We start from the raw sequence: 18,652 nt of genomic DNA, 5'->3' as shown, positions 1-18,652 counted from the left end.
CGGGCTCCGGCCGCGGATAGCCCCGCCCCCGCCCGTTACCGTGGACGGATGATCTCCACGCTCCCGCCCACCGCCGAACTGCACCTGCACGTCGAGGGGACGCTCGAACCGGAGCTGGTGTTCGAGCTGGCCGAGCGCAACGGCGTCGACCTGCCGTACGCGGGCATCGAGGACCTCCGCTCGCGCTACGCCTTCACCGACCTGCAGTCGTTCCTCGACCTCTACTACGCGTGCACCGCGGTCCTCCGCACCCGCCGCGACTTCCACGACCTCGCTGCCGCGTACCTGGAGCGGGCCGCGGCCGACGGGATCCGGCACGTCGAGATGTCGTTCGACCCGCAGGCGCACACGACCCGCGGCGTCGCCGTCGACGAGGTGATCGACGGCCTCCTCGACGCCCTCCGCGACGCGCGCGTGCGCCACGGCATCTCGGGCGGCCTGATCCTCAGCTTCCTCCGCGACCGGCCGGTGGAGGAGGCGATGGCGACCCTCGAGTCCGTCGCGGGACGCGCGCACGAGCTGCTCGCCGTCGGGCTCGACTCCGCCGAGGTCGGCTACCCGCCGTCCCTGTTCGTCGACGTGTTCGCGCGGGCCCGCGAGCTCGGCCTGCACGCGGTCGCGCACGCGGGCGAGGAGGGGCCGCCCTCCTACATCCACGAGGCGCTCGACCTGCTGCGCGTGGAGCGGGTGGATCACGGGGTGCGCTGCCTCGAGGATCCCGCGCTCGTCGACCGGCTGGTCGCCGACCGGATCCCGCTCACGGTCTGCCCGCTCTCGAACGTGCGGCTCGGGGTGAACGAGACGCTCGACGAGCACGCGCTGCCGGAGCTCCTCGCGCGCGGCGTGCTCGCGACCGTGAACAGCGACGACCCCGCCTACTTCGGCGGCTACCTCGGCGAGAACCTCCGGCAGCTGCGCCGCGCGCACGCCTTCGACGACGCGCTGGCACTCCTCGCCCGCAACTCGTTCGAGGCGTCGTTCCTCCCGGACGACCGCCGTGCGGAGCTGCTCGCCGCGGTCGACGCCTGGCGCGCCTCCGCGTTCTGACGCCAACCCCGGCGGAGCCCCACGGCTTCCGGGTAGCGCCCTGACACGACGCGCGGGTTCGGGTACGTGATCGAATCGGAGCATGACGCCGCACGAGGATCCCGAGGACAGCCGCTCGATGACGTTCACGATCGGGGACGACGAGCTCGTCATCCGCCACAAGTACGAGGTCGCGAGCATCGTCAACGACATCATGGTCGCCGCGTGGTTCGTGGTCGGCAGCATCCTCTCCTTCTCCGAGTCGACCACCACGGCGGGGACGTGGCTGTTCCTCGTCGGCAGCATCCAGCTGATGATCCGACCGCTCATCCGCCTGGGTCGCCGGGTGCACCTCACCCGCATCGGGGGCGGCGCGCCGAGCGACACGGGACGCGACTACTGAGGCCCGACGCGATCTCGCTCGTGGCGCGGCGCTGCGCTGCGCCGTGCCTCCCGGCCGCACGCGCCCCGTCGACGACGGCGCGGACCAGGGTCACGGCGGGCGCGGGTCTGACGTCTCGCGCGGGTCCGTGCCCGCGACGCGACCAGCCTGCCAGGCCCACGTGCAGCACGGGATGTCCGCCCAGCGATGCGCGGATGTCCGCTGCGCACCCGACCGGCCGGTTCCCCGGACCGCTCCCTAGCATCACCGCGTGCCCGAGTACATCCGCTTCCAGAGCGCCGCGCCCAACCGCCGCGGCACCTTCCCCGGCGTCTTCGCCCTCGCGGACGGGATGCGCCAGAGCGGCATGCTCTCGACGGAGGAGGTCGAGTGGATGGACGCGGTGAACGCGCGGGCCACCGCCGCCTACCCGAATCCGCGCAGCGTCGACCCCGACTGCTACGACCGCGTGAGGAACCCGGGCGCCCGCGCCTGGTACCTGGCGAGCGCGACGGACCTCCTCGCGTTCACGGCCGACTACCTCGCCCTGCTCGACCGGCACGACGTCCCCTGGCACGAGCTGCGCACGCGCACGCCCGGCCGCATCGTGTACGAGGACGACGTGCAGGTGGTCGCGGTGCCGCACACGCACGAGGATTGGCCGTTCGGCTGACCGCGCCGGGTCGCGGCGGCGCTCAGATCCCGCGCGCCGCCCGCGCCCGGGCGAGGATCCCCTGGATCACCGCGGTCTTCGCGTCCGCGTAGGCGTCCATCGACTCCCACCGCCGGGTCATGAGCTCCCGCTTCGTGCGCTCGTAGAGGTCGCGGTCGGCCGGGACGGTGCGGAGCCGGCCGCGGAGCAGCAGGTACGACTCGACCGCGGGGGCGCCCTCCTCGTAGACGTGCACGTGGACGTCCCGCGCGGGCGTGCGCACCAGACGGTGCCCCGGCTCGCGGATGCGCAGGTCGTAGCCGGCGGCGACGAGCCGCTCGACGTGGTCCTCCTCGGCCGTGATGTCGGCCACCACGACCACGATGTCCACGATGGGCTTCGCGGCGAGGCCGGGGACGGACGTGGAGCCGATGTGCTCGACGGCGAGCGCCGCGTCGCCCACGGCCTCGAGGATCCGTCGCCGGTGCGCGAGGTACGCCTCCGCCCAACCGGGGTCGTGCTCCTGCAGTCCGACGGTGAGCGGTGGCTGCCCGCCCACGACCTCCACGGTCCTCACGTCGGGTCGGCGGCGGTCGCGGTCGTCCATCACCGGGACATCCTCACAGGCACCGCCCCGCGGGTCAGTCGAACGCCACGTGCTGCGTGATCCACGCGTGCATCACGACCGCGGCCGCCGCCGACGCGTTGATGGAGCGGGTGGATCCGAACTGCGAGATCGCGACGGTCATGTCGGCCGCGGCCACCGCCTCGTCGCTGAGGCCCGGGCCCTCCTGGCCGAAGACGAGCACGCAGCGCTCCGGGAGACGGGTGGTCTCGAGCAGCACGGATCCGTCGACGTTGTCGATCGCGATGATCGGCAGGCCCTCCCCGCGCGCCCACCCCACGAGGTCGGCGATGGTCGTGTGGTGCACGACGTGCTGGTACCGGTCGGTGACCATCGCCCCGCGCTTGTTCCAGCGGCGGCGGCCCACGATGTGCACGGTATCGGCCGCGAACGCGTTGGCGCTCCGCACGATCGACCCGATGTTCATGTCGTGCTGCCAGTTCTCGATGGCCACGTGGAACGGGTGCCGGCGCTGGTCGAGGTCGGCGACGATCGCGTCCATGCGCCAGTACCGGTAGCGGTCGATCACGTTGCGGGTGTCGCCGCGCTCGAGCAGCTCCGGATCCAGGTGCGGCTCGTCGGGCCAGGCGTCGGGGCCGCCCGGCCAGGGGCCGACGCCGTGCGTGGAGAGCTCGACCGTCGGCGCCGGCTCCTCGGGCTGCGGCATCAGATGTAGATCCCGGGATCCACGAAGAACGCGGGATCCACATGCGCGTCGGGCCCGCGCCCGGCCCGCTTCCCGGTCTCCACCGCGGGGATGCCCGTGAGCACGGATCCCGCGGGCGCGTCCTTCACCACCACCGCGTTGGCGCCGATGACGCTGCCCGCGCCGACCGTGATGGGCCCGAGCAGCTTCGCCCCGGCGCCGATCGTCACGCCGTCGCCCACCGTCGGGTGCCGCTTGCCGCGCACGAGGCTCTTCCCCCCGAGCGTGACGCCGTGGTACATCAGCACGTCGTCGCCGACCTCGGCCGTCGCCCCGATGACGACGCCCATGCCGTGGTCGATGAACAGCCGCCGTCCGATGCGCGCGCCCGGGTGGATCTCCACCCCGGTCAGCGTCCGCCCCGCCTGCGCCAGCAGCCGCGCGGCCAGCCGGAGCCGCCGCCGCCACAGCGCGTGCGACACCCGGTGCAGCCACACGGCGTGCAGGCCCGGGTAGCCAAGCACCATCTCCAGGTACCCGCGCGCCGCTGGATCATGCGCGCGCGCGGTGCGGAGGTCCTCGGCGAGGCGGGCGACGATCCCCACGCCTAGTCGCGCAGGTCGTCGAACAGCACGGTCGAGAGGTACCGCTCGCCGTAGTCGCACACGATCGCGACGATGGTCTTCCCCGTGCTCTCCGGGCGCTTCGCGATCTCGAGCGCGGCCCACACGATGGATCCCGACGAGATGCCGCAGAGGATGCCCTCGTCGGTGGCGAGCGCGCGGGAGACGCGGATGGAGTCCTCGAGGGAGACGTCGACGACCTCGTCGTAGACCTCGGTGTCGAGGATCTCGGGCACGAAGTTCGCGCCGATGCCCTGGATCTTGTGCGGCCCGGGCCTGCCGCCGTTGAGGATGGGCGAGTCGAGCGGCTCGACCGCCACGATCTGCACGCCGGGCTTCCGCTCCTTGAGCACCTGGCCGACGCCCGTGATGGTGCCGCCCGTGCCGACGCCCGCGATGAACACGTCGACGCCGCCGTCGGTGTCCGCCCAGACCTCCTCGGCCGTGGTCTCGCGGTGCTTCTGGGGGTTGGCCGCGTTCGCGAACTGCTTCGCCCAGATGGCGTTGGGGGTCTCGTCCACGATCTGCTTCGCGCGGTCGACCGCGCCGCGCATGCCCTCGGGGCCGGGGGTGAGCACGATCTCGGCGCCGTACGCGCGCAGCACCAGCCGGCGCTCGACGCTCATCGTCTCCGGCATCGTGAGGACGACCTTGTAGCCGCGCGCCGCGCCGACCATGGCGAGCGCGATGCCCGTGTTGCCGCTCGTGCCCTCGACGATGGTGCCGCCGGGCTTCAACGCGCCGGCCGCCTCGGCCGCGTCGATGATCGCGACGCCGATGCGGTCCTTCACGCTGGATGCCGGGTTGTGCGACTCGAGCTTCACGAGGACGGTCGCGTCGAGCCCCTCCGTGAGCCGGTTCAGCCGCACGAGCGGCGTGCCGCCGACCAGCTGGGTGATTTCGTCGTAGACGCGACCTGCCATGGGTTCCACCTTCGTCGTGATCCTGGTCGGTGCGGGGCGCTGCCGCGCGCACCTGCTCGACTTCGAGCCTATGCGAGCCCCAACCGCGCGTGTCGCGGCGGCATTCCTGGGCGGGGGGCGGGTCTGAGACTCGACAGCCTGTGGAGGAGTCCGCCGCCGCCGGTGGCGCCCAGGCAAGGATGCGCGCGACCACCCCGAGGCGATCCCGCGGCGTACGTCATCCGCACCCGAACCGGGATGCCTCCTGCTGCTCACGAAGGAGGGACATGCCCATCCCGCGCGTCCACTCACACCGATGCTCGTCGTCACCGCGGCCTCGCTGGTCGGGGCGATGACCGCCGCCCTGGGAACCGCTCCCAGCACCGTCCCGGACACAGCGCAGCGCCAGACAGGGGCCATGCACGCGAGCTTCGACACCGCCGATCGGACGACGCCAGCGGCCACCCTGGCTTCCATCCCCGCCATGACCGACGCCGACCTCGACGGCCTCGTCGCCGTGCTGGATGCCCTGCCCGATGACATGAAGTCCGCCGATCCCCGCACGACTCCGGATTACGAGCGGCGGCTGAGTCGCGCCATCGACCGGGTGACCGCATCGTCGGACACCGGCAACACCACCCGGTCCTCAGCGGCGGAAGTTGGGCTCCCCATGATCGGCACGGGACGGGGCGCGCTCGCAGCGGACCTCCGCAGCCCCGCTCCGACGGCTCAACTCGCCGTCGACTGGATCGGTTGCGCCGCGTCGATCGCTGGCGTCATCGCGCAGTACGGCTTGCCGGTGTTCAAGGTGGTGAGCTTCATCAGGGAGGCACGTGCACTGTTCGGCAGCGCCTATGACATCTATCTAGCCATCCGCTACGGCCGTGCGGCCGCCGAGATGGGAGAAGAGGCGACGCAGATCATCGAAGCGCTCCTCGGGGTCGACGGCGTCGTCTCGGCGTGCTTCGGTGTCGCCGCCATGGACGTCTGACGTGTCCGCAGGCGAGCCCGTTGACGACGACCGCACTCCTCCGACCTGGGAGGCGCCGCCCATCTGGGCGCCGGTCGCCGGGCACATCTCCGTCGCCTTCCTGAAGATGCCTCTGGTGGTCCTGATCTGCTTCGCGTCGACTCGGATCCTCGGCTTCGCCAACCCCGCCCTCTCCGCGATCATCGGCGGCACCATCCTGCTGACCGCCGTCAACATCTGCGTGACGGTCGCCACTGAGCGGCCATTCGTCCTCAGGCGTCGCAGCTCGGTCCCAGGCGGGTGGGGCTTCGCCCTCGCGCCATGGCTCGCGGGTGCGATCAGTGCCTTCGCTCTGGCCGGCGTCCTCCTGCCAGGTCCGGCCTCCCTGGCCCTGGCGAGTGCCATGACGGTCGTGGAGGCGGTCGAGCTCGCGTGGTCCCGCGCCTGGCGCCCCGGCGACACCGACGCCGAGTTCCACGAGAAGTGGGTCGCGTTCCGGGAGCTCACAAAGGAGACCTTCGCGCCGGACGTCGCGGATGTCCGTCATCGGCTGGATGAGCGGGCGATGGACGGGTACCGCCGGAAGATCGCCGAGCGCGAGGCGCAGCGGGCGCGTCACGAGGAGCAGGAGCCTGACGAGGGGGACCGATCGCCGCGCGACGCGTGACCGCCGCCCGCCGACGCGGCAGGCTGGACCCATGAGCGCGCGCATCGAGGTGGAGGGGCCCGGCGGGCCCGAGGTCATGGCACTGACGGACGGACCGGTGCCGGATCCGGGGCCCGGCGAGGTGCGGATCCGCGTGCACGCCGCGGGCGTCAACTTCATCGACACGTACCGGCGCAGCGGCGTGTACCCGATGGCGCACCCGTACGTGCCGGGGTCCGAGGCGGCGGGCGTCATCGAGGCGCTCGGCGACGGCGTGAGCGGCGTGCACGTGGGCGACCGCGTCGCCACCGCGGAGGCCGAGGGCACGTACGCGCAGCACGCGCTCGTCCGCGCGGAGACGCTGCTGCCCGTGCCCGACGGCGTCGCGATGGAGACCGCCGCCGCGCTCCCGCTCCAGGGCCTCACCGCGCACTACCTCGCCACGAGCTCGTACCCGGCCGGCCCCGGGGATCGCGCGCTCGTGCACGCGGGCGCCGGCGGCGTGGGGCTCCTGCTCACGCAGCTGCTCGTGGATCGCGGGGTCGAGGTGATCACCACGGTGTCGAACGACGAGAAGGCCGCCCTCTCGCGTGCGGCCGGCGCCGCCCATGTGCTCGGCTACGACGACGTGCCCGTGCGGGTCCGCGAGCTGACGGGCGGCCGCGGCGTCGACGTGGTCTACGACGGCGTGGGCCGCGACACGTTCGACGGCTCGCTCGCGTCCCTGCGCATCCGCGGCACGCTCGTGCTCTTCGGCGGCGCGAGCGGGCAGGTGCCGCCGTTCGACCTGCAGCGGCTCAACTCCGGCGGATCCCTCTCCGTCTCGCGCCCCACGCTCGCCCACTTCCTGCTCGACGCGGAGGAGCGGCGGTGGCGCGCGGGTGAGCTGTTCGCAGGGCTCCTCGACGGATCCCTCGACGTGCGCGTCGGCGCCACGTACCCGCTCGCCGACGCGGCCCGCGCCCACGAGGACCTCGAGGCCCGGCGCACGACGGGGTCGATCGTGCTCACCCCCTGAGCCGGCCCGGATCCGCACCGCCTACCCTCGTGCCATGCCCGCACCCGGATCCGCGCCGACGCGCCTCGGCTTCCTCACCACCGGCCCGTTCGACCCCGCCGACCCCGCGACCGGCCTCGAGGACGTGCTCCGGCTCGTCGAGCTCGGCGACGCGCTCGGCCTCGACACCGCGTGGCTCCGGCCCGATCACCTCCGGCACGCGGTCTCCTCCCCCGTCGCGATGCTCGCCGCGGCGTCGCAGCGCACCCGCCGCATCGGGCTCGGCACCGCCTCGATCCCCGTCCGCGCCGAGAACCCGCTCCGCCTCGCGGAGGACCTCGCGACCGTCGACCTCCTCTCCCGCGAACGCCTCCGCCCCGGCCTCTCCGTCGGCAACCCGACGCGCGTCGCGGCCGTCGACCGGGCGATCCACCCGACGACGGCGGAGCACGAGGAGCCGGGCCGCGAGCGCCTGCTCCGCTTCCGCGACCTGCTCCGCGGCGGGCCGGTGCCGGGCGCGGAGGACCGCGACGACGAGCGCGACGACGACGAGGCCCTCACCTCCACCGTGCAGCCGGCCTCGGCCGGGCTCGCCGACCGGCTGGGCTACGGCGCGGCGACGCTCCGCACGGCCTCGTGGGCGGGCGCGCACAGCTTCCGCCTGCTCGCGTCCGACGTGACCGAGCGCGGATCCCGCGGCCGCGGCTTCGCGCAGGACCAGCGGGACCTCATCGACGCCTACCGCGCCGCGCACCCCGACTCAGCCGCCGCGCACGTCACGCTCGCCCTCGTCGTGGTGCCCACCGATGGCGCCACGGCCGAGCAGCGGGCCAGGTACGCGGCCGCGCGCACCGAGCGGACCGCGCGGGCCGCGCGGGCCGACCAGTCGGAGGATCCGCGGGCCGCGTCGAGCATGGTCCGCGCGCCGGACCTCGTGGGCCCGTCCGACGAGCTCGCCGCCGCGCTCCTCGCGGATCCCGCCGTCCAGGCCGCCGACGAGCTCGCGATCGCGCTCCCGGCCGGGCTGCCCGCGGGCGACCGCGCGCGGATCCTCACCGACGTCGCGGAGCGCCTCGGCCCCGCGCTCGGCTGGTCACCCGCGACGACCTGACCCGCCCGGGTCGCCTACCCTCGATCCATGCCCGTCCCCGGTACCCCGCTCACGCGCCTCGGCTTCCTCACGATCGGCACCTTCGACCCGGCGGATCCCGCGGCCGGCCACGAGACCACGCTCCGCGTCATCGAGCGCGGCGAGGAGCTCGGCTTCGACAGCGCGTGGCTGCGGCACCGCCACCTCCAGCACGGGATCTCCTCCCCCGTCGCCGTGATGGCCGCGGCCTCGCAGTGCACCAGCCGCATCCAGCTCGGGACCGCCGTCACGCCCATCGGCGCCGAGAACCCGTTCCGCCTCGCCGAGGACCTCGCCACGGTGGACCTCCTCACCGGCGGCCGCCTGCAGCCCGGCTTCAGCGCCGGCGCGCCCATGTCGTTCGACCGGTACCGCGACGCCATCTACCCCGACACCCTCGAGCAGGAGGACCTCGGCTACGAGCGGCTCCTCCGCTTCCGCGACTACGTGCGCGGCGACGCCGTGAACGACCGCGCGGGGCGCGAGGGCCAGGAGGAGTTCGCGTCCACCGTGCAGCCGCACGCTGCGGGCCTCGTCGACCGGCTCTGGTACGGCGCGGGCAGCACGCGCTCCGCGGTGTGGGCCGCGGAGAACGGCTTCCACCTGCTCACCTCCAGCGTGATCCAGGGCGAGATCGGCGACGACTTCGCCGCGAACCAGCGCGCGCAGATCGACGCCTACCGCGCCGCCCACCCGCGCGGCGCCGAGGCCCGCGTCTCGCAGGGCCTCGTCGTGATCCCCACCGACCGCGCGACGCCCGAGCAGGTCGCCCGCTACGAGGCGTACGCGGCCTCCCGGGCGTATCGCGTCGGCGTGCCGATGGGGCCCCGGAAGATGCTCTTCGCGGCGGACCTCGTGGGCACGTCCGAGCAGATCGCCGCGACCCTGCACGCCGACGCCGGGTTCCAGGCGGTCGACGAGGTCGCGTTCGCGCTGCCGTTCACGTTCGGCGAGGCCGACCTCGAGCAGATCCTCACCGACATCGCGGAGCGCCTCGGCCCAGCCCTCGGGTGGTCGCCCGCCGCCTGATCCACGGCCCACGCATGACGACGCCCCTCCCGCGCGCTGCGAGAGGGGCGCCGTCCTCCGCCCTAGTCGCGACTTCTGCGCCGGCGGCGCTTCTGGAAGGTCGCGGAGACCAGGTACGTGACGACGAACATGAGCACGGCCACCACGCTCGCGGGCACGGCTTGCGAGGCAGGGGAACGGCCGTCGAGCACGGGCACGATCACAAGCTGCGAGAAGAGGAAGAACGCGACGACGATGCTCGACGACGCGAGCGCACGGCTTCGATCAGCTCGGTGGTCCTCGGGGTCAATCACGACGGCACTGGACTTCCAACGTCGGGAGGTAGATCCGCACGTCGCGGTTGCGTGTGCAGATGCCATGGGCTGTGGCTACCGCGACGATGGTCGCTCCTATGCCTACGCCCACTGCGCACCCGAGGCCACCGCTCTCCGGGCCGAGTGCCGCACAGATCAGCAAGCCCAGCGTGCCCGCCGCGCCCGCTGCTTGTTCGGAGGGGTCGCGGCTGACATACGGGAACGGATCCGCCCCGGCTCGTGCGAGAGACCTGCCCAGCTCCTCCTGTGTCGGTACCCCGACCACCGGCGCTCCTCCGGGTGAGTAGGTGTAGGTGATGGTCGCTCCGTCGCCGATCCGGTACGTCACGCGCTGGCCGAATGCGGTAGTGACGGCGTCCCGCGGAACCGCGCTCTCGCGGAGCGCGATACCGGCCCTCTCGATGCGCTCCGTGGATGGAACCGCGTCGGAGACGTCCGCCGTTCGAGCAAGTCCGGATGAGGATGAGGCGCTGACGCGGCTCAGAGGAGTGTCAGTCGGCGTCGCGGAGGCGCTGGAGGCGACGGAGAGCGACGACAGTGCGACGGCTACGACGACCCCCATGATGGGGATCGGATGAATGCACATGGTCGCTCCTGGACAGTTGGTGGACTTCGCGGCAGTTTCGCGGGTCGCGCACATGCGCGAGCGAAGCGCACACACCCCGGACGAGGCGGGGGTCAGCGCGACTTCCTGTGCCGACCCGGCGGGCACACGACGACGCCCCTCCCGCGCGCTGCGGGAGGGGCGTCGTCGTGATCCGGCGCGGGATCAGTGCATGCTGACGGCCTCGGTCGACGCGCCCTCGCGGAAGCGCTCGAGCGGGACGCGCACCATCGACCAGGAGATGATCGAGGCGCAGGCCACGCCGACCGCCGCGGCGAGGAACACCACGTGGTACCCGTCGACCTGCTGCTGCAGCGGGTTCGCCACGCCGTCCGTGACGGACGCGGTGACGGCCGACGCGAACAGCGCGGTGAAGACGGCCGTGCCGATGGATCCGCCGATCTGCTGCGTGCCCGTGAGCGCCGCGCCCGCGACGCCCGCGTCCCGCGGCTCGATGCCGGACAGCGCGACGTTCTGCATCGGCACGAACACGCAGGCGAGCCCGATGCCGAGCAGGATCTGGCCGGGCAGCACCTGCACGGCGTACGCGCCGTCGACCGTGATCCGACTGAACCACAGGAGCCCGGCGGCCGCGATGAGCGGGCCGACCGTCATGAGGATGCGCGGGCCGACCTTCGGCAGGAGCCGCGCGACCTGCGGGGCCGTGAGCATGATGGTCGCGGCCATCGGCAGCGACGCGAGGCCCGAGATCAGCGGCGACATGCCGAGCACGATCTGGAAGTGCAGCGTGAGGTAGAGCAGCCCGCCGAGGAGCGCCGCGCCCACCATCACCGAGGTGAGGTACGCGCCGCCGCGGGTGCGGTCGGCCACCACGCGGAGCGGCAGCAGCGGGTTCTTCGCCCGCGACTCCCACCAGACGAACGCGACCATGATCCCCACGCCGAGCGCGAGGAAGCCGATCGTGTCCGGCTCGCCCCACCCGTTCTCCGCGCGGGAGAAGCCGTAGACGATCGACGCGAGGCCGAGGGTGACGAGGAGCGCGCCCGGCACGTCGTAGCTGCGGTCGCCGTCGGCGCGGCTCTCCTTTACCAGCGGGATGCCCGCGACGATGGCGACGATCGCGATGGGCACGTTGACGAGGAGGCACCAGTGCCAGCTGAGGTACTCGGTGAGCACGCCGCCGAGCAGCAGGCCGACGGCCGCGCCGGATCCCGCGATCGTGCCGTAGACCGCGAACGCCTTGACGCGGTCGGGGCCGGACGGGAACGTCACCGAGAGCAGCGCGAGCGCGGCGGGAGCGAGGAGCGCCGCGAACACGCCCTGCAGGCCGCGCGCGATGAGGAGCATCTCGCTCGAGACGGCGAAGCCGCCGAGCGCGGAGGCGGCCGCGAAGCCGACCATGCCGAGGAGGAACGAGCGCTTGCGGCCCCAGTAGTCGGCGATGCGGCCACCGAGCAGGAGCAGCGAGCCGAACGCGAGCGCGTAGACGGTGACGACCCAGGTGCGGTCGGCGTCGGTCATGCCGAGGTCGCGCTGGGCGGCGGGCAGGGCGATGTTCACGATGGTGCCGTCGAGCACGACCATCAGCTGGGCGAGGGCGACGACGGCGAGGAGGATCCACTTGCTGCCGGCGGAGGGCGCGGCGGGGCCCGCGGGCGCGGCGGGCGCGGGCTGGCCGGGGGTCGCGGCGGCGGACGGCGAGGGCGGTGCGTTCTCGGGGGTGCGTGCGTGCGAGATCTGGTGCTCCTGGATGGTCGTGCGGCGCCCGGGCGGGCGAGGACGGTCCAATCTAGGGCCGCCCCACGCGAAGAGTCAAACGAACCGGTTCGTTTGACATACGCTGTTCACATGGCAGAGACGACGGGGTCCGCCCGCACCACCGACGAGAAGCCGGACGACGTCCGGCACCGCATCCTCCTGGCCGCGCGCGAGGAGTTCGCTGCGCACGGGCTGGCGGGCGCGCGTGTCGACCGCATCGCCCGCTCGGGCCGCGCGAGCAAGGAGCGGCTGTACGCGCACTTCACCGACAAGGAGTCGCTGTTCCACGCGGTGCTGCAGCTCAACGGCACCGAGTTCTTCTCGGCCGTGACCCTGGATCCCGCCGACCTGCCCGGCTTCGTCGGCCAGCTCTTCGACCACGCCTACGAGCACCCGCAGCACCGCCGCATGCTCGCGTGGGCGCGGCTCGACGGCGTCGCGCTCGACGTGCCGCACAGCGAGACGTCGCCGTCGGCGAAGGTGCAGGCCATCCGCCGCGGGCAGGAGGAGGGCCACATCGACCCGTCGTGGGATCCGCAGCGCCTCCTCACGATGCTGTTCGCGCTGGCGCAGGCGTGGGTGCAGTCGCCCTACCCGGCGATGCACGCGGACACGCCCCGCGCCCGCGCCGCGGACCGGGCGGCCGTCGTGGAGGCGGCCCGACGGATCACGGCCCCTCCCGGGCGCTGACGCCGCCCTCCCCTGTGCATCCGTCCCGGCACCCTGCGGATTCCCCGGGTGAGGGAGACGCCGCCCGAGTCCCGCCCGTAGCGTTGACCCATGTCCGACACCCTGACCCGCGAGTACGAGGCGGGCTCCAGCCACGCGCATCCGCTCCGACGGTTCCTGCGCCGCTGCCGGGCCTGGATCGAGCTGCACCCGAAGGCCCGCTGGCTGTACCGGATCCTCGTCGGGATCCTCGGCCTCGGCATCGTCCTCGTCGGCATCGTGCTCATCCCGCTCCCCGGCCCCGGCTGGCTCATCGTCTTCCTCGGGATCGCCGTGCTCGGCACCGAGTTCCCCGCCGCCCACCGCGTGAACGTGTTCCTCAAGCGCCAGCTGCACCGCTTCTGGGACGCCTGGCGCCGCTGGCGCGCCTCCCGCGCCGAGCGCCGCGCCGCCCGAACCACCCGCTGACGCGCGCGACGACGAGAGCGGCCGCCCCTCGGGACGGCCGCTCTCGTCATGTCACCTGGCGCGGATCAGCTCGCGAGCGCCGGGTAGTCGGTGTAGCCCTCGGCGCCGGGGCCGTAGAACGTCGCCGGGTTCGGCTCGTTCGTGGGCGCGCCGGACTCCCAGCGCTCGACGAGGTCGGGGTTCGCGATGACCATGCGGCCCACGGCCACGACGTCGGCCGTGTCCTCGTCGACGAGCTGGACGGCCTCGTCGTACTCGGTCTGCACGCCGAAGCCGCTGTTGATCATGAGCGGTCCGCCGAACGTCGTCCGCAGGCCCTGCACGAGCTCGCCCGCGGGCTCCGCGTGCAGGATGCTCACGTAGGCGAGGCCGAGCGGCGCGATGCCGGACAGCAGCGCCTCGTAGGTGGCGCGCGTCTCGTCGGCGTCCTCCTCGAGCACGTCCTGGATGTTGTGCGACGGCGAGATGCGGATGCCGACGCGCTCGGCGCCGATCTCGCGCGCGACGGCGTGCGCCACGTCGATGCCGAGCTTCGCGCGGTTCTCGGGCGATCCGCCGTAGGCGTCGGTGCGCACGTTCGAGACGGGCGAGAGGAACTCGTGCAGCAGGTAGCCGTTGGCCGAGTGGATCTCGACGCCGTCGAACCCGGCGTCGACCGCGTTGCGCGCGGCGACCGTCAGCTCGTCGACGATGAGGGGGACCTCGTCGGTCTCGGGCTCGCTCGGCACGGGGTACGGCTTCTTGCCGGTGGGCACGTGCACCTCGCCCTGGATCGCGATGGCGCTCGGCGCGAGCAGCGGCAGGCCGCCCGTGATGTCCTCGTGCGAGACGCGGCCGCCGTGCATGAGCTGCATGACGATGCGGCCGCCGGCCTCGTGCACGGCGTCGGCGACGCGGCGCCAACCGGCGATCTGCTCGTCCGTCACGATGCCGGGCTGGCCCGGGTACGCCTTGCTGCGCTCGCTCGTGAACACGCCCTCGGAGACGATGAGGCCGGTGGACGCGCGCTGGCGGTAGTACTCGACGACGAGGTCGCCGGGCACGCCGTGCTCGTCGGAGCGCATGCGGGTCAGGGGCGCCATGGCGACGCGGTTGGGGAGTTCGAGGGCGCCCAGGGCGACGGGGGAGAACAGCTTCACGTGGTGGATCCTTCGTCTCGCGGGTGGCCGGCGCGCGCTTTGACGCATCGCGTCGGGGCGGGCGGCGGGGCCTGCGGCCCCAACGGACCGCCCTGGGGCAACCCTTTGGCCCCGCGGCGGCATTCCTCCGCGCATCCTTCTCCCAGGCCCTCGTCAGGCTCCGGGCGCCCCGGGCGCGTCCGCGGACGCCCGCGTCAGTAGGAGAGGAACGCCTCGACGCGGCGCGCGAGCACGACGTCGTCGGCGGCCAGGTCGTGCCAGCCGCGGAGGAGGTGGCGCGAGTCCCAGCCGACGGACGCGTACGGCAGCCAGATCGTGAACAGCCAGCCGAGGACGAACCCGTTCTGCACCACGCCGCGGAGGAGGGCCCGGCCGAAGCCGAGCGTGCCGGGCTCCGAGAAGCGCTGCACGCGGATCCCGACCATGGCCTTGCCGGGCGTCGAGCCCTTCCAGCCGAGCCACCACGTGGCGATGAGAGAGGTAGGCGATGAGGCTGATGAAGGTGGCCAACACGGCTCCGCCGACGTAGGAGTCCATCATGTCGACGGCGGCCTGGCCGAAGAGCTGCAGGTCGTTGATCCGCTGCTGCGCGATCCCCTGCAGCGGGATGACGAACGCCGCGGCCGAGAGCCCGCCGACGATCCCGAAGACGACCTGGTCGAGGATCCGCCCGGCCGCGCGCCGGCCGACGCCCGCGAGTCGCCAGGTCGGGTCGATGTGCGCGGGGAGCGGACGCAGCGCGTGCGGCAGGAGGACCATCCCGTAGCCGGGCGGCGGGACGGCCGCCGGGTACCCGGGTCCGGGCTGGGTAGCGGGTGCGTACGCCGGCGGGCCCCCGCGACCGGCCGTCCGTCGTCGTGCGTGTCGCTCATCGCGTCTCCCTTGGTCACTGCGCCCCGCGGCGCCGACCCAGATTATCCAGCAGACGGGGAAACGGCGACGGCGGGCGCGGAAGGGCCCGGCACCCTCCCGGATGCCGGGCCCTCCCGGTCGTGCTGGTGACGCTTGCCTCAGCCCCGGATCTCCCCGCGGGAGACGGCCTCGGCGTACTTGCGGAGGTCCGGTCCCGGCTCGAAGTCGATGAACCGGTCCTTCAGCTGCTCGAACAGGCGCTGGTACACGGTCTCCCAGTCCTGGCCCTCGAGCTCCTTCGCCACGGTGAGCACGGCCTCCTGGAGCACGCGGTCGCTGTCCGTGAGGATCTTGTCGCGCGCCTCCTGGTTCCAGACGATCTCGGATGCGTCCATGATCAGGCCTGGACGTCCCCGCGCCAGGCGCCGTCCTCGGAGCCGCGCTTCTCGATGAACTCCTTGAAGTTCTTGAGGTCGGCCTTGATGACGTGGTCGTCGACGCCGATCGCGGCGCCGACCTTCTCGACGAGGCCCTTCGCCTCCCAGTCCAGCTGGACGGTGACGCGGGTCTCGGTGTCGCTGAGCTTGTGGAACGTGACGACGCCGGCGTGGTCCTCGTCGCCGCCCGTGGAGTTCCAGGCGACGCGCTCGTCGGGGTGCTGCTCGGTGATGTTGGCCTCGAAGGTGCGCTCGACGCCGCCGATCTTCACCTTCCACTCGGTGAGCGTGTCGGTGACCTGCGTGATCGACTCCACGTAGCTGAGGAAGTTCGGGAACGACTCGAACTGGGTCCACTGGTTGTAGGCGGTGCTGACGGGGACGTTGACGTCGACGGTCTCGATAACTCGGGGCATGGCTTCTCCTCGTTCGGATTCGGTGCGTGGGGTCGGATCGTCGGGCGATCCGAGAGCCCGGGCGCCGATGTGGACACCGGCGCGGGCACGTCTTCGACGCTACGCCCGGGCCCCGCCGGGTATCCGGCACCCGAGGAATGCACAGGGAACGGTCAACCTCGCATCACGCGTCGGCGGCGTGGGAGGGGCCGAGCATCCGGTGGACGAAGGCGCGCGACCAGGAGGCGTAGACGCGGGAGGCCTGCGCGGCGTCCGGATCGCCCAGGTCGATGACGCTCTCGCCGGGGAAGGGGACGGCGTCCGCATCGGGGCGGGACGCGACGATCTCGGCCGTGATCCGGTTGAGCAGCCGCGCGTGCCGGGCGGCGACCGCGCGCCAGGGCGAGGGGATCCCCACGCTCTCGTTCAGCGGCGGGACCTCGGGGATGAGCACGCGCGCGCCCTCCGGCAGCCCCCGCGCCAGGTCCTCGATGGCCCCGCACAGCAGCCTGCGCCACACGCGCTGCGGCGTGAGGCGGATGCTGTCGCCCACGCCCACCATCAGGAGCACCACGTCGACGCCGTCGAGGAGGGCCCGGTCGCGGACCGCGCCCGCGGCGGTGTGGATCGTGAGGTCGGAGAAGGGGCGCGTCGCCCACTCCACGCCGCGACCCGTGCGCCGGGACAGCTGGCGGGAGAAGTGCCCGGCCATGCCGAGCTCGTGCGAGAGGACCCCCATGCCGACGGCCGTCGCCTCCCCGATGACGAGCACGCGGTGCGGGAAGTCGCCCGGCACGACGCCGGACGCCGCGTCGCGCGGGAAGACGGTGCCCTGGAGGCCGGTGCGCAGGGCCACGTACTGCGCGAAGATCGCCGGCCGGGCCACGGCCTGCGCGAACCGCCTGATGCGTCCCGTCACGCGTCGCACCCCCCGGTCATCGACGCGCCCAACGTACTCGGCGCGTCAGACGCCGCGGTTGCGGAGGAAGGGCATGGGCGAGGTGGCGACGCCGCCCTGCCGGATCTCGAAGTGGAGGTGGCAGCCGGTGCTGAGGCCGGCGCTGCCGACCGCGCCGATCTGCTGGCCCGCCTGCACGGTCTGGCCGGTGCGCACCATCACGCCGTACGAGTACATGTGGCCGTACACGCTCGTGACGCCACCGCCGTGGTTGAGCGTGATCGCGTTGCCGAAGCCGCTGGATCCGCCCGCGAACTGCACCGTGCCGGCCGCCGTCGCGTAGATGGGCGTGCCGCAGCCGGCGCCGAAGTCGTCGCCGGCGTGCAGGCGCCAGTAGCCGAGGATCGGGTGGAGGCGCATGCCGTAGGACTGGTACGAGCCGTAGCTGCGGATGGGCATGGTCCAGCCGGACGCGGAGGGCTGGCCGCCCGACGACGGCGGGCGCGGGGCGTTGGCCGGCGGGCGCGCCGCGGCGTTCGCGGCGGCGGCCGCGGCCGCGGCCGCCGCTCGGGCGTCGGCCTGGCGACGGGCCTCGGCGGCCGCCTCCTCCTGGCGCTTCCGCTCGCCGATCGCATAGCCCTCCTCGACGGAGATGCGGGAGTCGCGGAGCGTGGTGAGCTGCGCCTGCAGCTCGGAGCTGCGGGCCTCCTGCTCGGCGAGCGCCTGATCGGCGCGGGCCTGCGCCGCGGACGCCTCCTGCAGCTTGGCCTCGGCGTCGGCGGCCAGCGCGGCGAGCGCCTCCTTCGCGACGGAGGCCTGCTTGCCGAGCGACGCGGCCGTGCGGGCCGAGGTGACGGCGGCGGTGAACGCGGTGTCCTGGCGGTCGGCGAGCTTGGTCGCGGTGCCCATGCGGGCGAGGAGGGCGTCGGCGTCCTCGCCGCCGCTCGTGAAGAGGCGGAGCGCGACGTCGCCGCCCCCGCCGCTGCGGGCGAGCTGGGCGACGAGCTGGCCGACCTGGCGCTTCGCCTCGTCGGCGTCGGCCTGGGCCCGGGCGGCCTTGGACTCGAGGGCCTCGAGCTCGCCGGTCGCCTCGTCGAGCGCGTCCACCGCGGCGGCGTGCTCGTCGGCGCGCTGGAGCGCGAGGGCCGTTGCGGCCTCGACCTCGGCGGAGAGGCCGGAGATGAGGGAGGTGATGCGCGTGACCTGGTCGGCGGTGGCCTGCTCGCTCGAGCGCGCGGCCTGCACCTCGGACCAGGTGGGGTACTCCTCCGCGGCCTGGGCGGACGGCACGCCGAGGCCGAGCAGGAGACCGGACGCGGCGAGCACGGCGGCCAGTCGGACGCGCGGCGCGGTCGCGTTCCGCGGGCGCCGGACGGCGGGGCGGGAGGTGCGTGCGGTGCGGGAGATGGCGGGCCTCGTCGAGGTCGGTGGAGCGCGGACCTTTCGACGGTAACCGAAATATGGGCGGACAACACCATCCACTTTCGTTTCCGTGCCTGAGGAAATCCGCGGGGCGACGGCGGATCGAGC

General features: G+C 73.3%; 23 protein-coding genes. 10 read left to right on the top strand and 13 right to left on the bottom strand.

The annotated features are described in order from the left end of the window. Window positions 1–48 precede the first annotated feature (48 nt). From CMN_RS03000 to CMN_RS02990, 3 genes are all read left to right on the top strand, one after another. Window positions 49–1,047 carry an adenosine deaminase gene (locus CMN_RS03000; RefSeq protein ID WP_015489378.1) on the top strand — a complete coding sequence of 333 codons (999 nt, stop codon included), beginning with the start codon at window positions 49–51 and terminating at the stop codon, window positions 1,045–1,047. Between the two features lie 82 nt (window positions 1,048–1,129). Further along, on the top strand, window positions 1,130–1,429 hold the full coding sequence (locus CMN_RS02995; protein ID WP_015489377.1) for a YrhK family protein: 300 nt from the start codon (window positions 1,130–1,132) through the stop codon (window positions 1,427–1,429). A gap of 250 nt (window positions 1,430–1,679) precedes the next feature. Further along, a complete protein-coding gene (locus CMN_RS02990; RefSeq protein ID WP_015489376.1) occupies window positions 1,680–2,081 on the top strand; it encodes a hypothetical protein in 402 nt (133 codons plus the stop codon). A gap of 22 nt (window positions 2,082–2,103) precedes the next feature. On the opposite strand, the gene CMN_RS02985 is transcribed toward CMN_RS02990, so the two are convergent. From CMN_RS02985 to cysK, 4 genes are read right to left on the bottom strand one after another with little or no spacing between them, the layout of a single operon-like run. After that, a complete protein-coding gene (locus tag CMN_RS02985; protein ID WP_015489375.1) occupies window positions 2,104–2,667 on the bottom strand; it encodes a GrpB family protein in 564 nt (187 codons plus the stop codon). A gap of 34 nt (window positions 2,668–2,701) precedes the next feature. After that, on the bottom strand, window positions 2,702–3,352 hold the full coding sequence (locus CMN_RS02980) for a TrmH family RNA methyltransferase (protein WP_015489374.1): 651 nt from the start codon (window positions 3,350–3,352) through the stop codon (window positions 2,702–2,704). Continuing rightward, the gene (gene epsC / locus CMN_RS02975) at window positions 3,352–3,936 is read right to left on the bottom strand and encodes a serine O-acetyltransferase EpsC (RefSeq protein WP_015489373.1); all 585 of its coding nucleotides are present in this window, start codon (window positions 3,934–3,936) and stop codon (window positions 3,352–3,354) included. The genes CMN_RS02980 and epsC overlap by 1 nt, the downstream gene beginning before the upstream one ends. Before the next feature lie 2 nt (window positions 3,937–3,938). After that, complete coding sequence (gene cysK / locus CMN_RS02970) at window positions 3,939–4,877, bottom strand: cysteine synthase A (protein WP_015489372.1); 939 nt, start codon at window positions 4,875–4,877, stop codon at window positions 3,939–3,941. Window positions 4,878–5,172: 295 nt separating this feature from the next. Between cysK and CMN_RS02965 the strand changes: the two genes are divergently transcribed. Genes CMN_RS02965 through CMN_RS02945 form a run of 5 tightly spaced genes read left to right on the top strand, consistent with a single transcriptional unit; the run spans window position 5,173 to window position 9,627 of the window. Continuing rightward, window positions 5,173–5,847 carry a hypothetical protein gene (locus CMN_RS02965; protein ID WP_041465227.1) on the top strand — a complete coding sequence of 225 codons (675 nt, stop codon included), beginning with the start codon at window positions 5,173–5,175 and terminating at the stop codon, window positions 5,845–5,847. Window position 5,848: 1 nt separating this feature from the next. Further along, a complete protein-coding gene (locus tag CMN_RS02960) occupies window positions 5,849–6,493 on the top strand; it encodes a hypothetical protein (RefSeq protein WP_015489370.1) in 645 nt (214 codons plus the stop codon). 31 nt (window positions 6,494–6,524) lie between these two features. Beyond that, window positions 6,525–7,490, top strand: coding sequence for a quinone oxidoreductase family protein (locus CMN_RS02955; RefSeq protein WP_015489369.1), 966 nt, complete (start codon window positions 6,525–6,527; stop codon window positions 7,488–7,490). A gap of 34 nt (window positions 7,491–7,524) precedes the next feature. After that, complete coding sequence (locus CMN_RS02950) at window positions 7,525–8,580, top strand: LLM class flavin-dependent oxidoreductase (RefSeq protein ID WP_015489368.1); 1,056 nt, start codon at window positions 7,525–7,527, stop codon at window positions 8,578–8,580. 27 nt (window positions 8,581–8,607) lie between these two features. Continuing rightward, window positions 8,608–9,627, top strand: coding sequence for an LLM class flavin-dependent oxidoreductase (locus CMN_RS02945; RefSeq protein ID WP_015489367.1), 1,020 nt, complete (start codon window positions 8,608–8,610; stop codon window positions 9,625–9,627). Window positions 9,628–9,689: 62 nt separating this feature from the next. Here the strand turns inward: CMN_RS02945 and CMN_RS02940 are convergent, their stop codons facing one another. From CMN_RS02940 to CMN_RS02935, 3 genes are all read right to left on the bottom strand, one after another. Then, window positions 9,690–9,920 carry a hypothetical protein gene (locus CMN_RS02940; protein WP_015489366.1) on the bottom strand — a complete coding sequence of 77 codons (231 nt, stop codon included), beginning with the start codon at window positions 9,918–9,920 and terminating at the stop codon, window positions 9,690–9,692. Further along, window positions 9,913–10,503, bottom strand: a complete 591-nt coding sequence (locus CMN_RS15085; protein WP_165583279.1) for a hypothetical protein — start codon at window positions 10,501–10,503, stop codon at window positions 9,913–9,915. Before CMN_RS15085 ends, CMN_RS02940 begins: the two co-directional genes overlap by 8 nt. Before the next feature lie 207 nt (window positions 10,504–10,710). Beyond that, window positions 10,711–12,294, bottom strand: coding sequence for an MFS transporter (locus CMN_RS02935; RefSeq protein ID WP_015489364.1), 1,584 nt, complete (start codon window positions 12,292–12,294; stop codon window positions 10,711–10,713). A 60-nt stretch (window positions 12,295–12,354) separates the two neighbouring features. On the opposite strand from CMN_RS02935, the gene CMN_RS02930 reads away from it, so the two are divergent. Together CMN_RS02930 and CMN_RS02925 are read left to right on the top strand one after the other, a co-directional pair. Further along, window positions 12,355–12,954, top strand: a complete 600-nt coding sequence (locus tag CMN_RS02930; RefSeq protein ID WP_015489363.1) for a TetR/AcrR family transcriptional regulator — start codon at window positions 12,355–12,357, stop codon at window positions 12,952–12,954. A gap of 90 nt (window positions 12,955–13,044) precedes the next feature. Next, window positions 13,045–13,401, top strand: a complete 357-nt coding sequence (locus CMN_RS02925) for a TIGR02611 family protein (protein ID WP_015489362.1) — start codon at window positions 13,045–13,047, stop codon at window positions 13,399–13,401. Window positions 13,402–13,466: 65 nt separating this feature from the next. On the opposite strand, the gene CMN_RS02920 is transcribed toward CMN_RS02925, so the two are convergent. From CMN_RS02920 to CMN_RS02895, 6 genes are all read right to left on the bottom strand, one after another. Further along, a complete protein-coding gene (locus tag CMN_RS02920) occupies window positions 13,467–14,540 on the bottom strand; it encodes an alkene reductase (protein ID WP_015489361.1) in 1,074 nt (357 codons plus the stop codon). 194 nt (window positions 14,541–14,734) lie between these two features. Continuing rightward, window positions 14,735–15,013, bottom strand: a complete 279-nt coding sequence (locus CMN_RS14615) for an RDD family protein (protein ID WP_080605988.1) — start codon at window positions 15,011–15,013, stop codon at window positions 14,735–14,737. Between the two features lie 537 nt (window positions 15,014–15,550). After that, the gene (locus CMN_RS02910; RefSeq protein WP_015489360.1) at window positions 15,551–15,787 is read right to left on the bottom strand and encodes a hypothetical protein; all 237 of its coding nucleotides are present in this window, start codon (window positions 15,785–15,787) and stop codon (window positions 15,551–15,553) included. A gap of 2 nt (window positions 15,788–15,789) precedes the next feature. Further along, window positions 15,790–16,245, bottom strand: a complete 456-nt coding sequence (locus CMN_RS02905; protein WP_015489359.1) for an SRPBCC family protein — start codon at window positions 16,243–16,245, stop codon at window positions 15,790–15,792. Between the two features lie 163 nt (window positions 16,246–16,408). After that, window positions 16,409–17,143, bottom strand: coding sequence for an SGNH/GDSL hydrolase family protein (locus CMN_RS02900; RefSeq protein WP_015489358.1), 735 nt, complete (start codon window positions 17,141–17,143; stop codon window positions 16,409–16,411). Window positions 17,144–17,188: 45 nt separating this feature from the next. Then, window positions 17,189–18,448 (bottom strand): M23 family metallopeptidase, encoded by a 1,260-nt coding sequence (locus CMN_RS02895; RefSeq protein ID WP_015489357.1) that lies wholly within the window; start codon window positions 18,446–18,448, stop codon window positions 17,189–17,191. Between the last annotated feature and the right edge of the window lie 204 nt (window positions 18,449–18,652).

Origin of the sequence: Clavibacter nebraskensis NCPPB 2581 (genome assembly GCF_000355695.1) — a bacterium.
GTDB classification, from domain to species: Bacteria; Actinomycetota; Actinomycetes; order Actinomycetales; family Microbacteriaceae; genus Clavibacter; species Clavibacter nebraskensis.
Note: the sequence above shows the minus strand (reverse complement) of the source record. Positions and strands in the feature narration are given on the sequence as shown.